General features: G+C 64.1%; 13 protein-coding genes. 8 read left to right on the top strand and 5 right to left on the bottom strand.

Features of this window, described 5'->3' with window-relative positions:
- Positions 1-19 precede the first annotated feature (19 nt).
- The 3 genes from QAZ47_RS12680 to QAZ47_RS12670 all read left to right on the top strand — a co-directional run bounded on the left by QAZ47_RS12680 (position 20) and on the right by QAZ47_RS12670 (position 2,287).
- Positions 20-331 (top strand): putative quinol monooxygenase, encoded by a 312-nt coding sequence (locus QAZ47_RS12680; RefSeq protein ID WP_278207101.1) that lies wholly within the window; start codon positions 20-22, stop codon positions 329-331.
- 68 nt (positions 332-399) lie between these two features.
- Entirely contained in the window at positions 400-1,488 is a 1,089-nt protein-coding gene (locus tag QAZ47_RS12675; RefSeq protein WP_278233464.1) for an AbrB family transcriptional regulator, read from the top strand.
- A 46-nt stretch (positions 1,489-1,534) separates the two neighbouring features.
- Positions 1,535-2,287, top strand: coding sequence for an SDR family NAD(P)-dependent oxidoreductase (locus QAZ47_RS12670; RefSeq protein ID WP_278233800.1), 753 nt, complete (start codon positions 1,535-1,537; stop codon positions 2,285-2,287).
- 29 nt (positions 2,288-2,316) lie between these two features.
- On the opposite strand, the gene QAZ47_RS12665 is transcribed toward QAZ47_RS12670, so the two are convergent.
- A complete protein-coding gene (locus QAZ47_RS12665) occupies positions 2,317-3,204 on the bottom strand; it encodes a LysR family transcriptional regulator (protein WP_278207099.1) in 888 nt (295 codons plus the stop codon).
- A 147-nt stretch (positions 3,205-3,351) separates the two neighbouring features.
- On the opposite strand from QAZ47_RS12665, the gene QAZ47_RS12660 reads away from it, so the two are divergent.
- A complete protein-coding gene (locus QAZ47_RS12660) occupies positions 3,352-4,887 on the top strand; it encodes an MFS transporter (RefSeq protein ID WP_278233463.1) in 1,536 nt (511 codons plus the stop codon).
- 239 nt (positions 4,888-5,126) lie between these two features.
- On the top strand, positions 5,127-7,199 hold the full coding sequence (locus QAZ47_RS12655) for a TonB-dependent siderophore receptor (RefSeq protein WP_278233462.1): 2,073 nt from the start codon (positions 5,127-5,129) through the stop codon (positions 7,197-7,199).
- A 46-nt stretch (positions 7,200-7,245) separates the two neighbouring features.
- On the opposite strand, the gene QAZ47_RS12650 is transcribed toward QAZ47_RS12655, so the two are convergent.
- The 4 genes from QAZ47_RS12650 to QAZ47_RS12635 all read right to left on the bottom strand — a co-directional run bounded on the left by QAZ47_RS12650 (position 7,246) and on the right by QAZ47_RS12635 (position 10,769).
- The gene (locus QAZ47_RS12650; RefSeq protein ID WP_278233461.1) at positions 7,246-8,346 is read right to left on the bottom strand and encodes a siderophore-interacting protein; all 1,101 of its coding nucleotides are present in this window, start codon (positions 8,344-8,346) and stop codon (positions 7,246-7,248) included.
- A 161-nt stretch (positions 8,347-8,507) separates the two neighbouring features.
- On the bottom strand, positions 8,508-8,822 hold the full coding sequence (locus QAZ47_RS12645; protein ID WP_278233460.1) for a nuclear transport factor 2 family protein: 315 nt from the start codon (positions 8,820-8,822) through the stop codon (positions 8,508-8,510).
- Positions 8,822-9,598 carry a hypothetical protein gene (locus tag QAZ47_RS12640; RefSeq protein ID WP_278207094.1) on the bottom strand — a complete coding sequence of 259 codons (777 nt, stop codon included), beginning with the start codon at positions 9,596-9,598 and terminating at the stop codon, positions 8,822-8,824. The genes QAZ47_RS12645 and QAZ47_RS12640 overlap by 1 nt, the downstream gene beginning before the upstream one ends.
- Before the next feature lie 4 nt (positions 9,599-9,602).
- Complete coding sequence (locus QAZ47_RS12635) at positions 9,603-10,769, bottom strand: ATP-grasp domain-containing protein (protein ID WP_278233459.1); 1,167 nt, start codon at positions 10,767-10,769, stop codon at positions 9,603-9,605.
- A 526-nt stretch (positions 10,770-11,295) separates the two neighbouring features.
- Between QAZ47_RS12635 and leuA the strand changes: the two genes are divergently transcribed.
- The 3 genes from leuA to QAZ47_RS12620 all read left to right on the top strand — a co-directional run bounded on the left by leuA (position 11,296) and on the right by QAZ47_RS12620 (position 15,986).
- Positions 11,296-12,972, top strand: a complete 1,677-nt coding sequence (gene leuA, locus QAZ47_RS12630; RefSeq protein WP_278207824.1) for a 2-isopropylmalate synthase — start codon at positions 11,296-11,298, stop codon at positions 12,970-12,972.
- A gap of 194 nt (positions 12,973-13,166) precedes the next feature.
- A complete protein-coding gene (locus QAZ47_RS12625) occupies positions 13,167-14,954 on the top strand; it encodes a tetratricopeptide repeat protein (protein WP_278233458.1) in 1,788 nt (595 codons plus the stop codon).
- A 228-nt stretch (positions 14,955-15,182) separates the two neighbouring features.
- Positions 15,183-15,986, top strand: coding sequence for an alpha/beta fold hydrolase (locus QAZ47_RS12620; protein ID WP_278233457.1), 804 nt, complete (start codon positions 15,183-15,185; stop codon positions 15,984-15,986).
- Positions 15,987-16,011 lie beyond the last annotated feature (25 nt).

The raw sequence follows: 16,011 nt of genomic DNA, 5'->3' as shown, positions 1-16,011 counted from the left end.
GCTGAAAGGGAGACAGGGAATGTTCGGACTGATCGGCAAGATGCGGGCAGCACGCGGCCAGCGCGACGCGGTCATGGACGTGCTGCGTGAAAGTACCGTGGCCCTGCCTGGTTGCCTGAGCTACATAATCGCCACCGACCCCGTGGATGCCGATGCGATCTGGGTCACCGAAGTGTGGACCGACCAGGCGAGCCACAAGGCCTCGCTGCAATTGCCGGAAGTCCAGGCGGCGATCGCCAAGGCGCGTCCCTTCATTGCCGGCTTCGAATTCCAGGTCGAGACCCATCCGGTCGGCGGCTTCGGCCTTCCTGCACCGGAAAAGTCCAGTTGACGGCCTGGACAAGGAATTTCTTCGACAAGCGGGTTCGCATTTGTCCGCGCCCGGTCTAAGAGCCGGACATGGACTCTTCACCAGAGCAACCACCCGTTGAACGCATGGCGCGATTGCGCGCGCCACAGCAGTGGCTGGCGCTGGTGGTGTTCTCGCTGCTCTTTGCCGGTGCATTGGAGCTGGCCGCCCTGCCGGCGGCGCTGCTGATCGGCCCGATGATGGCCGCGATCCTGGCCGGCACCAACGGCGCCACGGTGCGTGTGCCCCGACTGCTGCTCGGTTCCGCCCAGGCAGTGGTCGGCTGCCTGGTGGCGAATTCGATCTCGGCCGACATCTTTCCGGTCTTCTATGTCGAATGGCCGCTCTTCCTCGTTGCGGTGATCGCCACCGTCGCGGCCTCGAGCCTGCTTGGCTGGCTGATCAGCCGCTGGCGCATCCTGCCCGGCACCACCGCCGTCTGGGGCTCCTCGCCGGGCGCGGCCACCGCCATGGTGCTGATGGCTGGCGCCTTCGGCGCCGACCAGCGACTCGTCGCCTTCATGCAATATCTGCGCGTCATCTTCGTCTCGATGACGGCGGCGCTGGTCGCCAAGATGTGGGTCGACACATCGGGTGTCGAAGTGCCGCCTGTCGTGTGGTTTCCGCCGATCGATCCCGTGGCCTTCGCCGCCACCATCGGCATCGCGATCGTCGGCGGCCTGCTCGGAAGGCAGCTGAGACTGCCCTCGCCTTTCTTCCTCGGCACCTTCATCTTCGGCGCCGTCGTCCATCTGGGCTTCGGCGTGCCGATGCAACTGCCGCCCTGGCTGCTCGCAATCAGCTACGCCATGGTCGGCTGGTCGATCGGACTGAACTTCACCCGGCCGATCCTGCGTCATGCGGCGCGCGCCCTGCCGCAGATCATCGCCTCGATCGTGGCGCTGATCGCATTCTGCGGCGGGCTGGCATTCGTCATCAGCCGCGTGCTCGGCATCGACCCGCTGACCGCCTATCTCGCGACCAGCCCCGGCGGCATGGACAGCGTCGCCATCATCGCCGCCGCGGCGCAGAACGTCGACATCTCCTTCGTCATGGCGCTGCAGTCGGCCCGTTTCCTCGTCGTGCTGCTCATTGGTCCAAGCGTCGCCAAGCTGGTGGCGCGAAACGTGAAGGACTGATCCGCAGTATCAACGCAAGGGGAGGAAGAAGCCAATGAACCGCCGTTTGAACGCCGTTGATCTCTCTGGCCGCGTCGCCGTCGTGACGGGCGGCGCACAAGGCATCGGCCTTGCGGTTGCCCGGCGCCTGCTGTCGTCGGGCGCAAGCGTCGCCATCTGGGACATCGATCTGCCAGCGATGAAGAGCGCCGTCGCCGAGCTTGCACCGCTTGGCCGCGTCGAAACCTTCATTTGCGACCAGTCGCAGATCGAGGCCGTCGACCGCGCCGCCACCGAAACCGAGCGCGCGCTTGGATCCGTCGATCTCCTCGTCAACAATGCCGGCATCGCCGGACCGGCGGCGACCGTGGTGGACTACGACCCCGCTGCCTGGCGCCAGATCGTCAATATCGACCTCAACGGCGTCTTCTACTGCTGCCGGCGCCTGGTGCCCGGCATGATCGACCGAAACTACGGCCGCATCGTCAACGTCGCGTCCGTCGCCGGCAAGGAAGGCAATCCCAACGCAGCCGCCTATTCGGCGGCCAAGGCGGGCGTCCTGGCGCTGAGCAAGTCGCTCGGCAAGGAACTCGCCGGACATGACATCGCCGTCAACGCGCTGACGCCCTCGCCCGCCCGCACCCGTATCCTCGAACAGCTCACCGAGGCCCAGGTGACCTACATGCTGGGCAAGGTGCCGCGCGGCCGGTTCGTCGAAGTGGAGGAGGCGGCCGCCATGGTCGCCTTCATGCTGTCGGACGAGAATTCCTTCACCACCGGCGCCACCTTCGACCTTTCCGGCGGACGCGCGACCTACTGACCATCGTCGCAGCCTTGGCCCGGCGAAACCTACCGTCCGGCCGCAAGCCGCTCGGGGAGGAAATCGACGAAGACGCGAACCTTCGGCGAGAGGTGGCGATTGGATGGCCACAGCATGCGGAACTGGCCGCGACCGTCGACATGGTCGTCAAGCACGGTGCGCAGCGTTCCCTCATGCAGCGCCCCCCGCACCAGGAAATCGGGCATGCAGGCGATGCCCAGACCAGCGATCGTGGCGCCCTTCAATGCCTCCATGTTGTTGCAGGTCAGCATCGAGCGTATCTGTGGTGCCGCGCTCCCGGTAATGAACGGCCAGTCGAGCAACCTGCCGCTGTTGAGAAAGCGGAAGTGTATGCCGAAATGCGCTGCGAGATCCGCTGGCGTGCCGGGCGTGCCATGGCGGTCGAGGTAGGAAGCGGCCGCGCATAAGATCATGCGAAAGGGCGCAACCGGCCTCGATACCAATCGTGAATCGGGCAACTCGCCGCTTCGGATCGCGACATCGATGCCCTCTTCGATGATGTCGACGATGCGATCGTTGAAATCGATATCGAGCTCGATCTCCGGATATCGCGCCATGAATTCCGAAAGCACCGGCAAAAGCAGATGATAGGTGACGATCGGTGTCGAAACGCGCAGCCGCCCATGCGGCGTCTCGCGCGTCCGCGACAGCATCGCCTCGGCATCGTCGATGTCGTCGAGGATGCGGCGCACGCGTTCGTTGAACAGCTTGCCCTCCTCGGTCAGACCTATGCGTCGCGTGCTGCGCTGCAGGAGACGCACCCCGAGCTCCTGCTCGAGTCGGGCGACACTCTTGCCGACGGCGGATGCCGAGATTCCCAGCGCCCGGCCGGCGGCGACAAAGCTGCCGAGCTCTGCGGTGCGGGCGAAAGCCAGAAGGCCGTTGAGGCGATCCATCGCGTGAATCCATTCGAGCGTTTCATTCCGGTATGATCGGAGATTTAATACTATTTTGCCGGAAATGTCGCCGCCCTATCTTGTCGTTGCGATCGGCGCCGCCAATCCGCGGCGTGCCGGAAAATCCCGCCTCAGATAGGAAGATCCATGACTTCGATGACCATAACCGGCTCCGCCGGCAGATGGCTTGTGCTGCTGTCGGTTTGTCTCGCCGCCATGACGATGCCGTTGAGCTTCACCGGCCCCGCCGTGGCGCTTTCCCGCATTGCCGCCGACCTCGGCGGCAGCCCGATCGAACTCAATTGGGTGACGAATGCCTTCATGCTTACCTTCGGCGCCAGCCTGATGGCGGCCGGAGCACTGGCCGACAACCATGGCCGCAAGCGGATCTTCCTCGCTGGCCTCGCCACCTATGTCCTTGCCGCGATGGGCGCCACACTTGCGCCCGACATCGTCTGGTTCGATATTTTCAGGGCTTTGCAAGGCATAGGCGGTGCTGCCGCTTTCGCCGGCGGCGCCTCTGCGCTTGCTCAGGAATTCGACGGCCAGTTGCGGCTGCGCGCCTTCAGCTTCCTCGGCACCAGCTTCGGCATCGGCCTCGCCTTCGGCCCGGTTGCCTCCGGCCTGCTCATCGACGCTTTCGGCTGGCGCGCGATCTTCCTTCTGGTGGCGGTGCTCGCGGTTGCTGCTGCGTCCCTCGGCCTGCGCACCGTCGCCGAATCGCGCGACCCGGATGCGGCCGGGCTCGACTGGGCGGGAGCTGGCACCTTCACCATAGCGCTCGCCGCGTTGACCTATGGCGTGCTGCAGGCACCGCAGAACGGCTGGACGGACCCCGTCGTCGTCGCGCTTCTCGGCATGGCCGCCATCTGCTTTGTCGCTTTCGTCATTGTCGAGCGACGCGTGCGCCGACCGATGCTGGACCTGACCCTGTTTCGCTTCCCGCGTTTCGTCGGCGTCCAGTTCCTGGCCGCCGCGCCTGCCTACGCCTTTGTCGTCCTGCTCGTGCTCTTGCCGATCCGCTTCATCGGCATCGAGGGGATGAGCGAGATCAAGGCGGGGCAGTTGATGATCTGCCTCTCCGGGCCGCTGCTGATATTGCCGCTGCTTGCCGGCCAGTTGGCGCGCTGGGTCGCTCCGGCCACGATCAGCGGTATCGGCCTGCTTGTCGCAGCCGCCGGCCTCGTCTGGCTCAGTCGTGTTCCCGCGGTGGACAGCGCGCTGGTGGCCCCGCTGGTCTTGATCGGCATCGGCATCGCCTTGCCCTGGGGCCTGATGGACGGTCTTGCCGTCAGCGTCGTGCCGAAGGAGCGCGCGGGCATGGCGGTCGGCATCTTCAACACCACCCGCGTCGCTAGCGAGGGCGTGGCGCTGGCGATCGTCATGGCGGCGCTGTCGGGTTTCACCGCCACCCAGCTCGGCAATCAAGGATTGGCTTCGCCCGCCCTGGCGGCTGCGGCGGCGCAGCTGCTTGCAACCGGCAATATCGGCGAAACGGCGCAACATCTGCCGACGGCTAACGCCAGCGTTCTCATCCATGCCTACGAGGCGGCTTTCGACCGGCTGCTCGTCGTGTTGGCGACAATCACCTTCCTCACCGCCATCGTCGTCTTCCTCGGCCTGCGTCGCGGATCGGCGCCGGAACAAGACGTCGCGCCTCTCCCGGCCTGCCAGGAAGGCTAGCCGCCGCCCAAGATGCGGCGCCCTTCCAGTCGTCTTCGGCGGGCGCCGACCTGTATCGTTATGGGGAGGCGCAACCACGACCGACCTGTCTGACGCATATGACGTCATCGAGTTCGGCTAGGGTATAAAAAATACTTGACTCAGTTACTCATATTTGAGAGCGCGAGAGCGCAATAAACATGAGAATCGGAGACAAGTTAATGGGCGAGCGGTCGACTACATGGCGCTGGGGAATATCAATGCTGGCGGCCTCCGCCGTGCTTGGCCAAGCGCCGCCGGCCGCTGCGCAGGACAATGGAGACGGCGCTGTTCTCGGCAAGATCGAGGTGACCGCCGAAAGCAACGAGATCCTGGTGCAGGACGGCTACGTCGCCAAGAAGGACCGCATCGGCACCAAGGTCGACACGCCGATCGTCAAGATCCCGCAGGCGGTCTCGGTCGTGACGCAGAAGCAGATCGAGGACCAGAAGCCGCGCACGCTGAACGATGCGCTGGGCTATACGGCGAGCGCCAATCCCAACAGCTTCGGCTTCGACACTCGCTACGACGCCTTCTTCCTGCGCGGCTTCCAGGCCTTCTATAACGGCATGTTCCGCGACGGGCTGCGCCAGTACAACGGGCCTTCGGCCTGGTTCAAGACCGAGCCTTACGGCATCGAGGGCGTCACCATTCTGAAAGGGCCGGCGTCCTCGCTTTATGGCGTCAGCGGCCCGGGCGGCATCGTCAACGTCGTCACCAAGCGGCCCAAGGACGAGCCGTTCCGCGAGATCGAATTGCTGGCGGGCGAGCACAACCGCTTCCAGGCGGCGCTGGATGCCTCCGGGCCGGTCAACGATGACGGCAGCATCCTCTATCGCTTCACCAGCCTCGGCCGCCTCAGCGATACCGACCTGCCCGCCTATCCGGACGACAAGCTCTATCTGGCTCCGGCCGTCACCTTCAAGCCGGACGAGGACACCAAGCTGACGATCCTCGGCGAATATTCGAAGTCCGTCACCGGCGGCACCGCGGCGTTCTACAACTCGGCCTATGGCGTGCTGTCGAACGTCTACGAAGGCGACCCGGCCTGGAACGACTTCAGCCAGGACCAGGGCCGCATCGGCTACGAGTTCGAGCACCGCGTCAACGACTGGCTGACGGTGCGCCAGAACTTGCGCTACGACGCCGTCGACAGCGATATCGAATATAGCGGCCACTATTTGGTCGGCGCCGACCAGCCGCTGCAGCGCTACTGGGGTCACTACACCGAGAAGATGAAGAACTTCGTCGTCGACAACATGGCGCAGCTCGAATTCGACACCGGCCCGGTGCGGCACACCGCGGTCGGCGGCATCGATTATGCCTGGTCGGACTACGACGCCGGCAGCGGGCTCTCCTATGTCTCGGTCGAGGACATCAAGTCGGCAGCCGTTCCCTATTCCGGGGGCCAGCAGATGAACCAGCTCGGCGTCTACCTGCACGACCAGATGGAGTGGAACGATTTCACCCTGTTCACCAGCGGCCGCTATGATTGGGTCGACACCACCTCGACCGCCGCCGATTTCAGCCGGTCGAAGCAGAAGGACAGCGCCTTCTCCGGCCGCATCGGCCTCTCCTACCGCACCGAATGGGGCATCATCCCCTATGTCAATTATTCGACCTCGTTCTCGCCCAACATCGGCTTCGTCTATGACGACATCGACAGCGACGTCACTCATGTCGCCCGCCCGACCATCGCGACGCAGAAGGAGATCGGCGTCAAATACGAGGTCCCCGATTACAACGCGACCGTCAGCGCCGCGCTGTTCGACATCGACCAGAAGGATGGCGTCGTCTTCGACGCCTCGACCGGCATCAACAAGCAGCGTCAGCTCGATCTCAACTCGCGCGGCGTCGAGCTGGAAGCCAATGCCTCGCTCGACAACGGCTTCAGCGTCATTGCCTCCTACACCTATCTGCGCATGAAGATCGAACGCGGCGCGGAAGGCACGGTCGGCAAGGAGCTTTCGGCGACGCCGAACCACATCCTGTCGCTCTGGGGCCACTATCAGTTCGAGAGCGGCATGCTTGCCGGGCTTGGGCTCGGCGCCGGCGTGCGCTTTGCCGGGGCAAGCTACGGCGACGACACCAACACCTTCAAGAACGATGCACGCGCCTTCGTCGACGCCTCGCTGTCCTATGATTTCGGCTACCGCAATCCGAAGCTCGAGGGCGTCAAGCTGCAGGTCAACGCCAAGAACCTGTTCGACAACCAGCGGACGATCTGCTCGGCCGGCTATTGCTACCGCGACGAAGGCCGCTCGCTGTTCGGCAGCCTGCGCTACCGCTTCTGAGGCATCGCTGACTGTTGAAAACCGGGCGGCGAGGACAAATCCATATTCATGTATTGTCCCGTTCCTCGCCGCCCCCCTCCTCGCCGCCCCCCTCCTCGCCTTGCGAGCTCCGGCGCCAATAGGCGGTGACCAGATGCCGGTCGCGCGGCAGGCCCCACTCCTTGCGCACGATCCTGCGGATCTCGCGGAAGTCGGCGAATTCGCACCCTGCCCAGACATAGAGATCGTCGGCCACACGGCCGCGCTCGCGCAGCGCCGCTGGCAAGAGACCTGCGCAGCCGGCCTCGCCGCCGTGCCGGTAAAGCCAGCGGACGGTGACGTTGTCGTCCCCCGCCAGCGCGATCCGGTCTTGCGGACCATCGACTTCGACAAGGACCTCGGCGCGGATCGACGGCGCAAGCTCCTCCAGCATCCTGCCGATGGCTGGAAGCGCCGTATCGTCGCCGACAAGAAGCAGGTTTTGCGCTTCCGGCACGTCGCCGCCGCCGGGGCCAATCATGCCGATGACGTCGCCCGCCCGCGCGCCCTGCGCGAAAGCGGCCGCCGGCGTTTCGGTGCCGGGATGCAGCACGAAGTCGATGTCGAGCCAGCCGGCCGCGACGTCCAGCGCCCGGATCGTGTAGACGCGAACCGTGAGCGCATCCTCGCCCGAGGGCCACACGATCATGCCGTCGGCGCCCATCACCGGCCACACCGGCTGCCGTCCGGCGGGTGGCAGCAGCAGCCGCACATGCAGCCCGCCATGGGCAAAGCGGCCGAGGTCGTGACCCAAAAAGCGCACGCGCTGCATATGCGGCGACAGCCGCGTCGAGGACTTGACTGTGATCTCGCGGAAGAAGACAGGCGTGCCGGCATCGTTGCCGTCGCCCTGCCAGCGCAGGCCGTCGGTGGTCCCGAGCTGCCCGGCGATATGGCCCGCGACGATCATCTTCATGTAAGACAGGCAGGTCTCGTCTCGCGCCGAGACCCGGATCAGCATGCCGCCGTCTTCGAAGGCGGCGCGCAGCGAGCCGTAATCCATGCGGAGCTCCCACTGATCCGCGACGCCGCCATCGATCTCGCAGTCGCCATGCTCGGCGCGCAGCCTGTCCATGACCGCCCGGATGGCATCGTTGCGGATATGGGTTTGCGCGCTGAGCTGGACCATCGCCATGCCTTTCGACAAGGGGTTGTGGCGATACGGCCATCACAGGCCGACGCCATCGTCCTGGCAGGCATGCCACAGCATCAGGGCCTTTTCCAGAAAAAGATGACTATAATTGTCATATTTTGAGCAGCCGGACGCCGGTGGATACCCGCAAGGCGACGTCAGGCGATCACCAGGCTCGCGATCCGGTCGCCGTCCAGCTTGAAGGTCATGTCGCCTTCGCCGTTGAAGCCGTTGCCGGCCACCTTGATGCGCACATGGTAGGCGCCATCCGACTGCACGATGCGCACTATGTCGAGGCAGGACCGCACGCCGATATTGTCCGTCTGGTTCCAGCGCGCGATCCCCTCGCGCCCGCGGAAGGAGCGGCCCCAATCGGTGAGCAAGGCGTCGGCCGTGAAGGTATCGAGAAAAGCCTCCATGTCGCCGGCATTGGTGGCTTCGACAAAACGGCGGATGGGCTCGGGCGCGGCCATCAATCGATCCTGTGCATCAGGTCGTCGTCCAGCCAACGGCCGAAGAAATAGACGAGCTGCTTGTGCCACCACGGCCAGTCGTGGCTGACGTCGCCGCCCCAATAGTCGACCCAGGCCGGAATGGATTTGTCGCGCAGCACCTGCTCGAGTTCGCGCGTTTCGACAAGCATGCGCTCTTCCCAGGCGCCCTGCCCGCAGCAGAAGATCAGTCGCAGCGCCCTCAATCGGCCGAGCAGCCGCTGGTCGACGATGCCCGGCAGATAATCGAGCGGCGAGTTGAAATAGATGCTGCCCTCCAGCGCCCGGCCGAAGAAGTCGCGGGTGGAGTAGACGCCGGACAGCGAGATCACGCCGCTCGCCAGTTCCGGAAAGCGGAAGACGAAATTCGAGGAATGATAGCCGCCCATCGAGCAGCCGCAGAACAGCGGCTTTAACATGCGTCCGCCATTGGCCTTGGCAGCAACCGACTGCAGTTCCGGCAGCGCCTCCTCGCGCACATAGCGGAAATAGGCCTCGTGGCGGGCGATGCGGTGGATAGGATCGCCATGCTTGTCGAAGAAGGATTCCGAATCGATGCCGTCGAGCGTGAACAGCTGGATGCGGCCGGTATCGATGAATTCGGCGAGCGCGCCGACGCCGCCCGAATCCTCGAACTGGTAGAAGCGCCCCTGCGAGGTCGGGAACACCACAACCGGGCGCCCGGCATGGCCGTAGCGCTTGTATTCCATGTCGCGGCCGAGGTTGCGGGCATGACCCTTGTGATAGGAAACGTCCATCGCCTCACGCCTTTTCCGCGTGGATGTAGTCGACCGCCTGGCGCAACGCCTTCTGGTCCTTGGAACGCATCTGGTAGGCGTAGTTGCCCATGGCGCGGCTGAAAACCTCTTCGATGGCCTGGTGGTGGACGATCTTGTCGCCGTGGGCGGCTAGCACGTCCTCATGGCTGTGCAAATAGTCGATATGGCGTTTGCGGCTGGCATAGGCGGTGAAGTACTTGCCCTTGTACGGGCCACCGGCCGCGTCCTTCACCACCATGTCGGCCCAGGCGGCATAGACATCGATGTCGAAGGTATAGTTGATGGCGTCCGTCATCCAGGCGCCTGGCGGACGCATGTTGACCTCGAGCGCGATGATGCGCTTGTCCCTGGTCTCGAACAGCTCGATATGGAAGAAGCGCTCGCGCACGTCGAACGCTTTCACGATCTTGCGGCCCGCCTCCTCGACCGCCGGGCTGATCTCCGGGAAGCAGGTGTAGCTCATATGGCGGTCGTTGTTGACCGCGTCCATGATGCTCTGGTCGTAGCGATGGCTCGCCGCCAGCACCACCTCGCCGTCGCGGTTGACGAGGCCGTCGAAGGTCACCACCAGCCCCTCGATGAACTGCTCCATGACGAAGGTCACGCCCTCGGGCTTGTCCTTGAAGAACTGGTCGAGCTCGCTGGCGTTGGAGATCTTGAACGTGTTCGAGGCGCCGGAGCCTGAATCCGGCTTCACCACCACCGGGTAGCCGACGCGACGGATGAAGGTCATGGCCCCGGCGCGGTCCGAGCATTTGCGCTGTGGAATGGTTTCGACGCCGCTCTTGCGGAAGAAGGCGCGCATGCGGCTCTTGCGCTTCAAATTCTTCACGAAATCAAGCTTGGTGCCGAAAATATTGAAGTCAGTGCGGATGTTGGCCTCAAGCTCCAGCCAGTGCTCATTGAGCGATTCGAAGCGGTCGATGCGACCCCATTTGTGGATGAAATGTCCCATCGCCCGGAACACGGCATCGTAGTCTTCCATGTCCGCGACGCGGTAATATTCCGACAGTGCTTCCTTGAGCTTCCCACTCAGCGTCTCATAGGGCGCGTCGCCGATGCCGAGCACGGTGGCGCCGGCCTTCTTCAGCCGGTCGCAGAAATCGGCGCCGTTGGCAGGAAAATGCGGCGAGAAGAACACGAAATTCATGCACTGCCTCCCCCTGAGATCAGGTCTCCGGGAACGAGTGTGGCGCATTTGCCGGGGGCGGGGAAGAGCCGCGCCGATGGCATGTCGCCCAAAAATGTGCAGCGGTTTTGGGAAACGACATGCATGAAACCAAAGACTTAAAGCCGGAACCGGCACTTGCCTCCAGATGCCCGCTCCTGTAAGAGAGCCGGCATGACCACGCGCACCCGCTCCGTCGCTTCTCCTCGCCCCGGCTTTGCCGGCGAGACCGTGCGCGCGCTTGCTTCGACCCTGCTTCTTCTCGGCCTTATCGGCGATCGCCGGGTCCGCTGAAGGAGCGCCCGGCGGTCGAAAACCGCCGCTCGAGGCGCATGCTCCTTGGCCAGATTGGCAAGTCACATCAAGCGAACGAAACTTTGGTAAAGGCGCCGCTCGGCACCAATCCGCCTGAGGGCGGTCCCACGAGCCGCCGGGAGAAACGACGATGAACAGAAGAGAAGCAATCCGCGCCGGCGAGGCCGAAACGGACGCGCGAGCGCCCGGGCACATGCCCGACGCCGCCCGCAAATATCAGCCCTATCCGACCGTCAACCTCGTCGATCGCACCTGGCCGTCCAAGGCGATCGAGAAGGCGCCGATCTGGTGCTCGGTCGACCTGCGCGACGGCAACCAGGCCCTGATCGACCCGATGGGCCACGAACGCAAGGCGCGCATGTTCGCGCTGCTGCTCGACATGGGTTTCAAGGAGATCGAGATCGGCTTTCCGTCAGCCTCGCAGACCGACTTCGATTTCGCCCGCTGGTGCATTGAGGAGGGCGGCGTGCCGAACGATGTGTCGCTGCAGGTGCTGGTGCAGTGCCGGCCCGAGCTGATCACGCGGACTTTCGATGCGCTGAAGGGCGCGCACCGGCCGATCGTGCATTTCTACAACTCGACCAGCGAGCTGCAGCGCCGCGTCGTCTTCGAAAAGGACGTCGCCGGCATCAAGCGCATCGCCACCGACGCCGCCAAGATGATCACCGACATGGCGGCCAAGGCCGGCGGCGGCTACCGTTTCGAATATTCGCCGGAGAGCTTCACCGGCACCGAGCTCGAGGTCGCGCTGGAAATCTGCAACGCCGTCATCGAGATCGTGAAGCCGACGGCCGACAACAAGCTGATCATCAACCTGCCCTCGACGGTCGAGATGTCGACGCCCAACGTCTATGCCGACCGCATCGAATGGATGTGCCGCAATCTCGACAACCGCGACAAGCTGATCATCTCGCTGCACCCGCACAATGACCGCGGCACCGGCATCGCCACCACCGAGCTCGGCCTGATGGCGGGCGCCGACCGCGTCGAAGGAACGCTGTTCGGCAATGGCGAGCGCACCGGCAATGTCGACATCGTGACGCTCGCGCTCAACATGTACACGCAAGGCATCGATCCCGAGCTGGACTGTTCCGACATCAACCGGATGAAGGACGTCTACGAGTACTCGAACCAGCTGAAGATCCCGGAACGTCACCCTTATGTCGGCGAGCTGGTCTACACCGCTTTCTCCGGCTCGCATCAGGATGCCATCAACAAGGGCATGAAGGCGCTGCGCAAGGCCAACACGCCGCTGTGGGAAGTGCCCTATCTGCCGATCGACCCGGCCGATGTCGGCCGCACTTACGAGGCGATCATCCGTATCAACTCGCAGTCTGGCAAGGGCGGCATCGCCTATGTGCTGCAGGCCGACTACGGTCTCAACCTGCCGCGCAACCTGCAGATCGAATTCAGCCAGGATATCCAGGCGATCACCGATGCCGAAGGCAAGGAAGTGCCGGCCAGGCGCATCCACGAGCGCTTCCTCGAAGCCTATGTCGACCAGCCCGGCGCGCGACTGAAATTCCTCGACCATCAGACTTATCCCGACACCGAGGTGAAGGGACGGCGCGTGGTGGAGGCGGTTATCCTCGACAACGGCAAGGAAATGACGATCACCGGCACCGGCACCGGACCGATCGACGGCTTCGTCGATGCGCTTTCGCGCCATGTCGGCGTCGAGATGTCGGTGCTCGACTATTCCGAGCATTCCTTGCAGCGCGGCTCGAACGCCTCGGCCATCTCCTATGTCGAGATGGAATATCCGGGCGGCAAGCTGTTCGGCGCCGGCATAAACACCAACATCGTCGCCGCCTCGCTCGAGGCCGTGGTTTCGGCCGCCAACCGCATCCTCGGCCGCAAGGCCGGCTGACCGCTTGATTTCGCGCGGCCCTCTCACGAGCCGCGCAATGCCGCAAAACATACGCGATTTCCCTGCCATTCATTAACCGGCAGGGAAATTTGCGGTGGCTTACGCGATCGCATAACAGAAGCATTCTTGTGCGCCGGCGCGAGCGCTATATATGATCGGTTCCTAACCTGTGCCGACTTTGAAGGGTTCGACACTTGGAGCCTGCCACGCCTGCCGCCCCCGCAGTGCGCGAGACATTGGAGCGACTGCTTGCCAGCGAAACGTTCGGACGGTCCGAGCGCGCGCGCAGGCTATTACGCTATCTCGTGGAGCGCGAGCAGGCCGGCGAAGGCGACAGGCTGAAGGGCACTTCCATCGCCATGGACGTCTTCGGCAAGGACGGCGATTTCGACGCCTCGACCGATGCGGTCGTCAGGGTCCAGGCCGGACGGCTGCGTGAGCTTCTGGATCATTATTTCGCCAATGAGGGGGTTGCCGAGCCGGTGCGCATCGCAATCCCGCGTGGCGGCTACGTGCCTTCCTACGAGCTGAATGCCATCCGGCTGCCCGCCGAGGCCAAGCCCGCCGACAGTGGCCAGGCTGCTCCGCCATCGGCCGAGCATTTCGAGAATCGCGCGGCCGCCGGTGCCTCGCCCGCCGATGCCGTCCCGTCGACGGCGACACCCGCGGTCCCCGAATCCGCCTCGTCGCTGACGCGCCAATTGCGGTTCTTCTGGGCCGCCATGGTGCTGGTCATCGCCATGCTGGGTGTCCTTGTCGTCCGCCAGGGCAATGCCTTTCTTCCCGGCGACGACTCGGCCGCGCCGGTCGAAACGGCAGGCGCGACCGGCAGCGTCGCTCCGCAAACATTCGACAGCTTGCCTTTGATCTACTTGGCCATCAAGGCCGACGGACCCGAGGCCGCTCGTGTCGCCTCCTCGCTTCGCGCCGGTCTCGCCGGCTTCGATACCATAGACTTCATCGGACGCGACGCCGGCGCCACGCGCGATAGTTCCGCCGATCCGGTCAGCTTCGTTTTCGATGTTATTCCCGGACCTGCCACCGGGGACGTCATGATCGAGTTGCAGAGCGTCGCGACGGGGCGGGTTCTCCTGTCGCGCAACCTGACCCCAGCCGAAAGCGCGCCTGGCGTGGTCGAAAGCAATATCGCCAGCCTCCTGACTTCGACCGTCCCCGCTTCGGGCGCGATCTACAGCTACATCGACCAGAGCGACATCCAGACCAGCCAGATCGGATGTCTGGTGCTCGACGATCGCTACTATCTCGATCAGAGCGCCAAGACGCACGAAGCCGCGTATCGCTGTCTGGAGAAGCTGGTCGGCGAAGGCACCAAATCATCGCTCGTCTACTCGGAACTCGCTTCGCTGCATCTGGAAGCCGTCACCAGCCACTATGCCTACCCGCCCGATGCGACGCTCGAAAAGGCCATGTCGTTCGCCCACCGCGCCGTTCAGATGGGGCCGATGAGCCCGCACGCGCATCGCGCCTATGGCTATCTCAGCTCGCGTCTCGGCAATACGGACGAAGCGATCCGCTGGATGCGCAAGGCCTATGAACTCAACCCTTACGATCTCGGCATGGCCGCCGCCTACGGCTACGGCCTGATCTTCGCCGGTAAATATCAGGAAGGTACTCCGATCCTCGGCCACGCCGTCGAAACATTCAGCGGCCACCCGACCTGGTGGGATTACGGCCTGTTTCTCGGAGCCTTGATGCAAGGCGACACGAAGCGAGCCGCAATTGCCAGCGAATCGCTGCGGACCACGGCATCAAAATCGCATTACCTGGCCGCACGCCTCATCGGCGCCAAGATTTCAGGCCGCGACAAGCTCGCGAGTCAGTTGGCCAACGAATTGACGGCCGAGTTCCCGAAATTCGCCGCCGATCCGCGCGCGACCTTTGTCGACAGGAAGTATCCCGCCGATCTCACCGACCGGCTGGTGCAGTCCTTGCACTCTGCGGGAATCGGCAACCCGAGCTGAGGCCGCAAGCCCGTCTCCGCCACGTCGACCGGACGACGGAATCGATCCTTGGCTGCCCGATCGCCACAATAGCACGAGGACGACGAAAAAATTAGAGTATGCTTATGCAGTTGGTTTGGCGCCGACCGCCCCAGTCGCGAAGATTTTACTAGCTATCGACTCGGCCAGGGAGCATCCAGCCACGATTTGGAATTGCCACTCGTTTTTGCTTCGTAACCGATAAATTTCATGCTGCCATCCCTTAACGTCGCCGAATACGGTGCAGGCCCGAAGACGATCGTGTTGCTGCACGGCTTCGGTAGCTGCCATGAGACATGGCGCGACGTGATTTCTGCATTGGCGCCGAGTGCAAGGGTGCTGGCCTACGATCTGCCGGGCCATGGAAACTCGTTGGAATATGACGGAAATGGCGGCGCCAAGCAGGCGGCACGGGCCATCCTCGCGGATCTGATCGCCCGCCGGCCGGGCAAAGTCCACCTCGTTGGCCATTCCATGGGCGGCGCGATCGCGGCATTGATGGCGCTTGCCGATCCCGGGAGGGTGGCCTCGCTGACCTTGCTGGCGCCGGGCGGCTTCGGCCCGGAGATCAACGGACCACTGCTGCGCCGCTATGCCGCCGCAGCCAACCGGGATGAGATCCGTGCATGCCTTGCCGCCATGTCGGGGCCGAGGAGCGTGCCCCCGGAACATGTGGTGGAGGCGCTTTCGCTTATGCGCGAGCGGCCGGGCCAGTTGCAGACCCTTGTCGATACCGCAGCCGTGATGACCAGGGGTGACCGGCAAGGTGTCATCCCTGGCGAACGGCTGGCGACCTTGAGCATGCCGGTGATGGTGGTTTGGGGAACGGACGATCCCGTCCTGCCCGTCGACCAGGCCGAAACCCTGCCGGCGCATTTCCACCTGCACCACGTGCTGGAGGCCGGCCACATGCTGGCCGAGGAGGCGCCCGACCTGATCGCGGAGGTCGTGCGCCGCAACATGCGGCGCCGACGCAAAGGCCAACGGCCTGTTATCGGCGCGGCAGCAAGCTGACCCATCTCGCAGTGCATTTTGCCGG

This window comes from Mesorhizobium sp. WSM4904 (assembly GCF_029674545.1).
In the GTDB taxonomy this organism is placed as follows: Bacteria; Pseudomonadota; Alphaproteobacteria; order Rhizobiales; family Rhizobiaceae; genus Mesorhizobium.
Note: the sequence above shows the minus strand (reverse complement) of the source record. Positions and strands in the feature narration are given on the sequence as shown.

Coding starts and splice junctions, on each gene's coding strand:
- QAZ47_RS12680 (WP_278207101.1), top strand. CDS start 20: ATGTTCGGACTGATCGGCAAGATGCGGGCAGCACGCGGCCAGCGCGAC.
- QAZ47_RS12675 (WP_278233464.1), top strand. CDS start 400: ATGGACTCTTCACCAGAGCAACCACCCGTTGAACGCATGGCGCGATTG.
- QAZ47_RS12665 (WP_278207099.1), bottom strand. CDS start 3,204: ATGGATCGCCTCAACGGCCTTCTGGCTTTCGCCCGCACCGCAGAGCTC.
- QAZ47_RS12660 (WP_278233463.1), top strand. CDS start 3,352: ATGACTTCGATGACCATAACCGGCTCCGCCGGCAGATGGCTTGTGCTG.
- QAZ47_RS12655 (WP_278233462.1), top strand. CDS start 5,127: ATGCTGGCGGCCTCCGCCGTGCTTGGCCAAGCGCCGCCGGCCGCTGCG.
- QAZ47_RS12650 (WP_278233461.1), bottom strand. CDS start 8,346: ATGGTCCAGCTCAGCGCGCAAACCCATATCCGCAACGATGCCATCCGG.
- QAZ47_RS12645 (WP_278233460.1), bottom strand. CDS start 8,822: ATGGCCGCGCCCGAGCCCATCCGCCGTTTTGTCGAAGCCACCAATGCC.
- QAZ47_RS12640 (WP_278207094.1), bottom strand. CDS start 9,598: ATGGACGTTTCCTATCACAAGGGTCATGCCCGCAACCTCGGCCGCGAC.
- QAZ47_RS12635 (WP_278233459.1), bottom strand. CDS start 10,769: ATGAATTTCGTGTTCTTCTCGCCGCATTTTCCTGCCAACGGCGCCGAT.
- leuA (WP_278207824.1), top strand. CDS start 11,296: ATGCCCGACGCCGCCCGCAAATATCAGCCCTATCCGACCGTCAACCTC.
- QAZ47_RS12620 (WP_278233457.1), top strand. CDS start 15,183: ATGCTGCCATCCCTTAACGTCGCCGAATACGGTGCAGGCCCGAAGACG.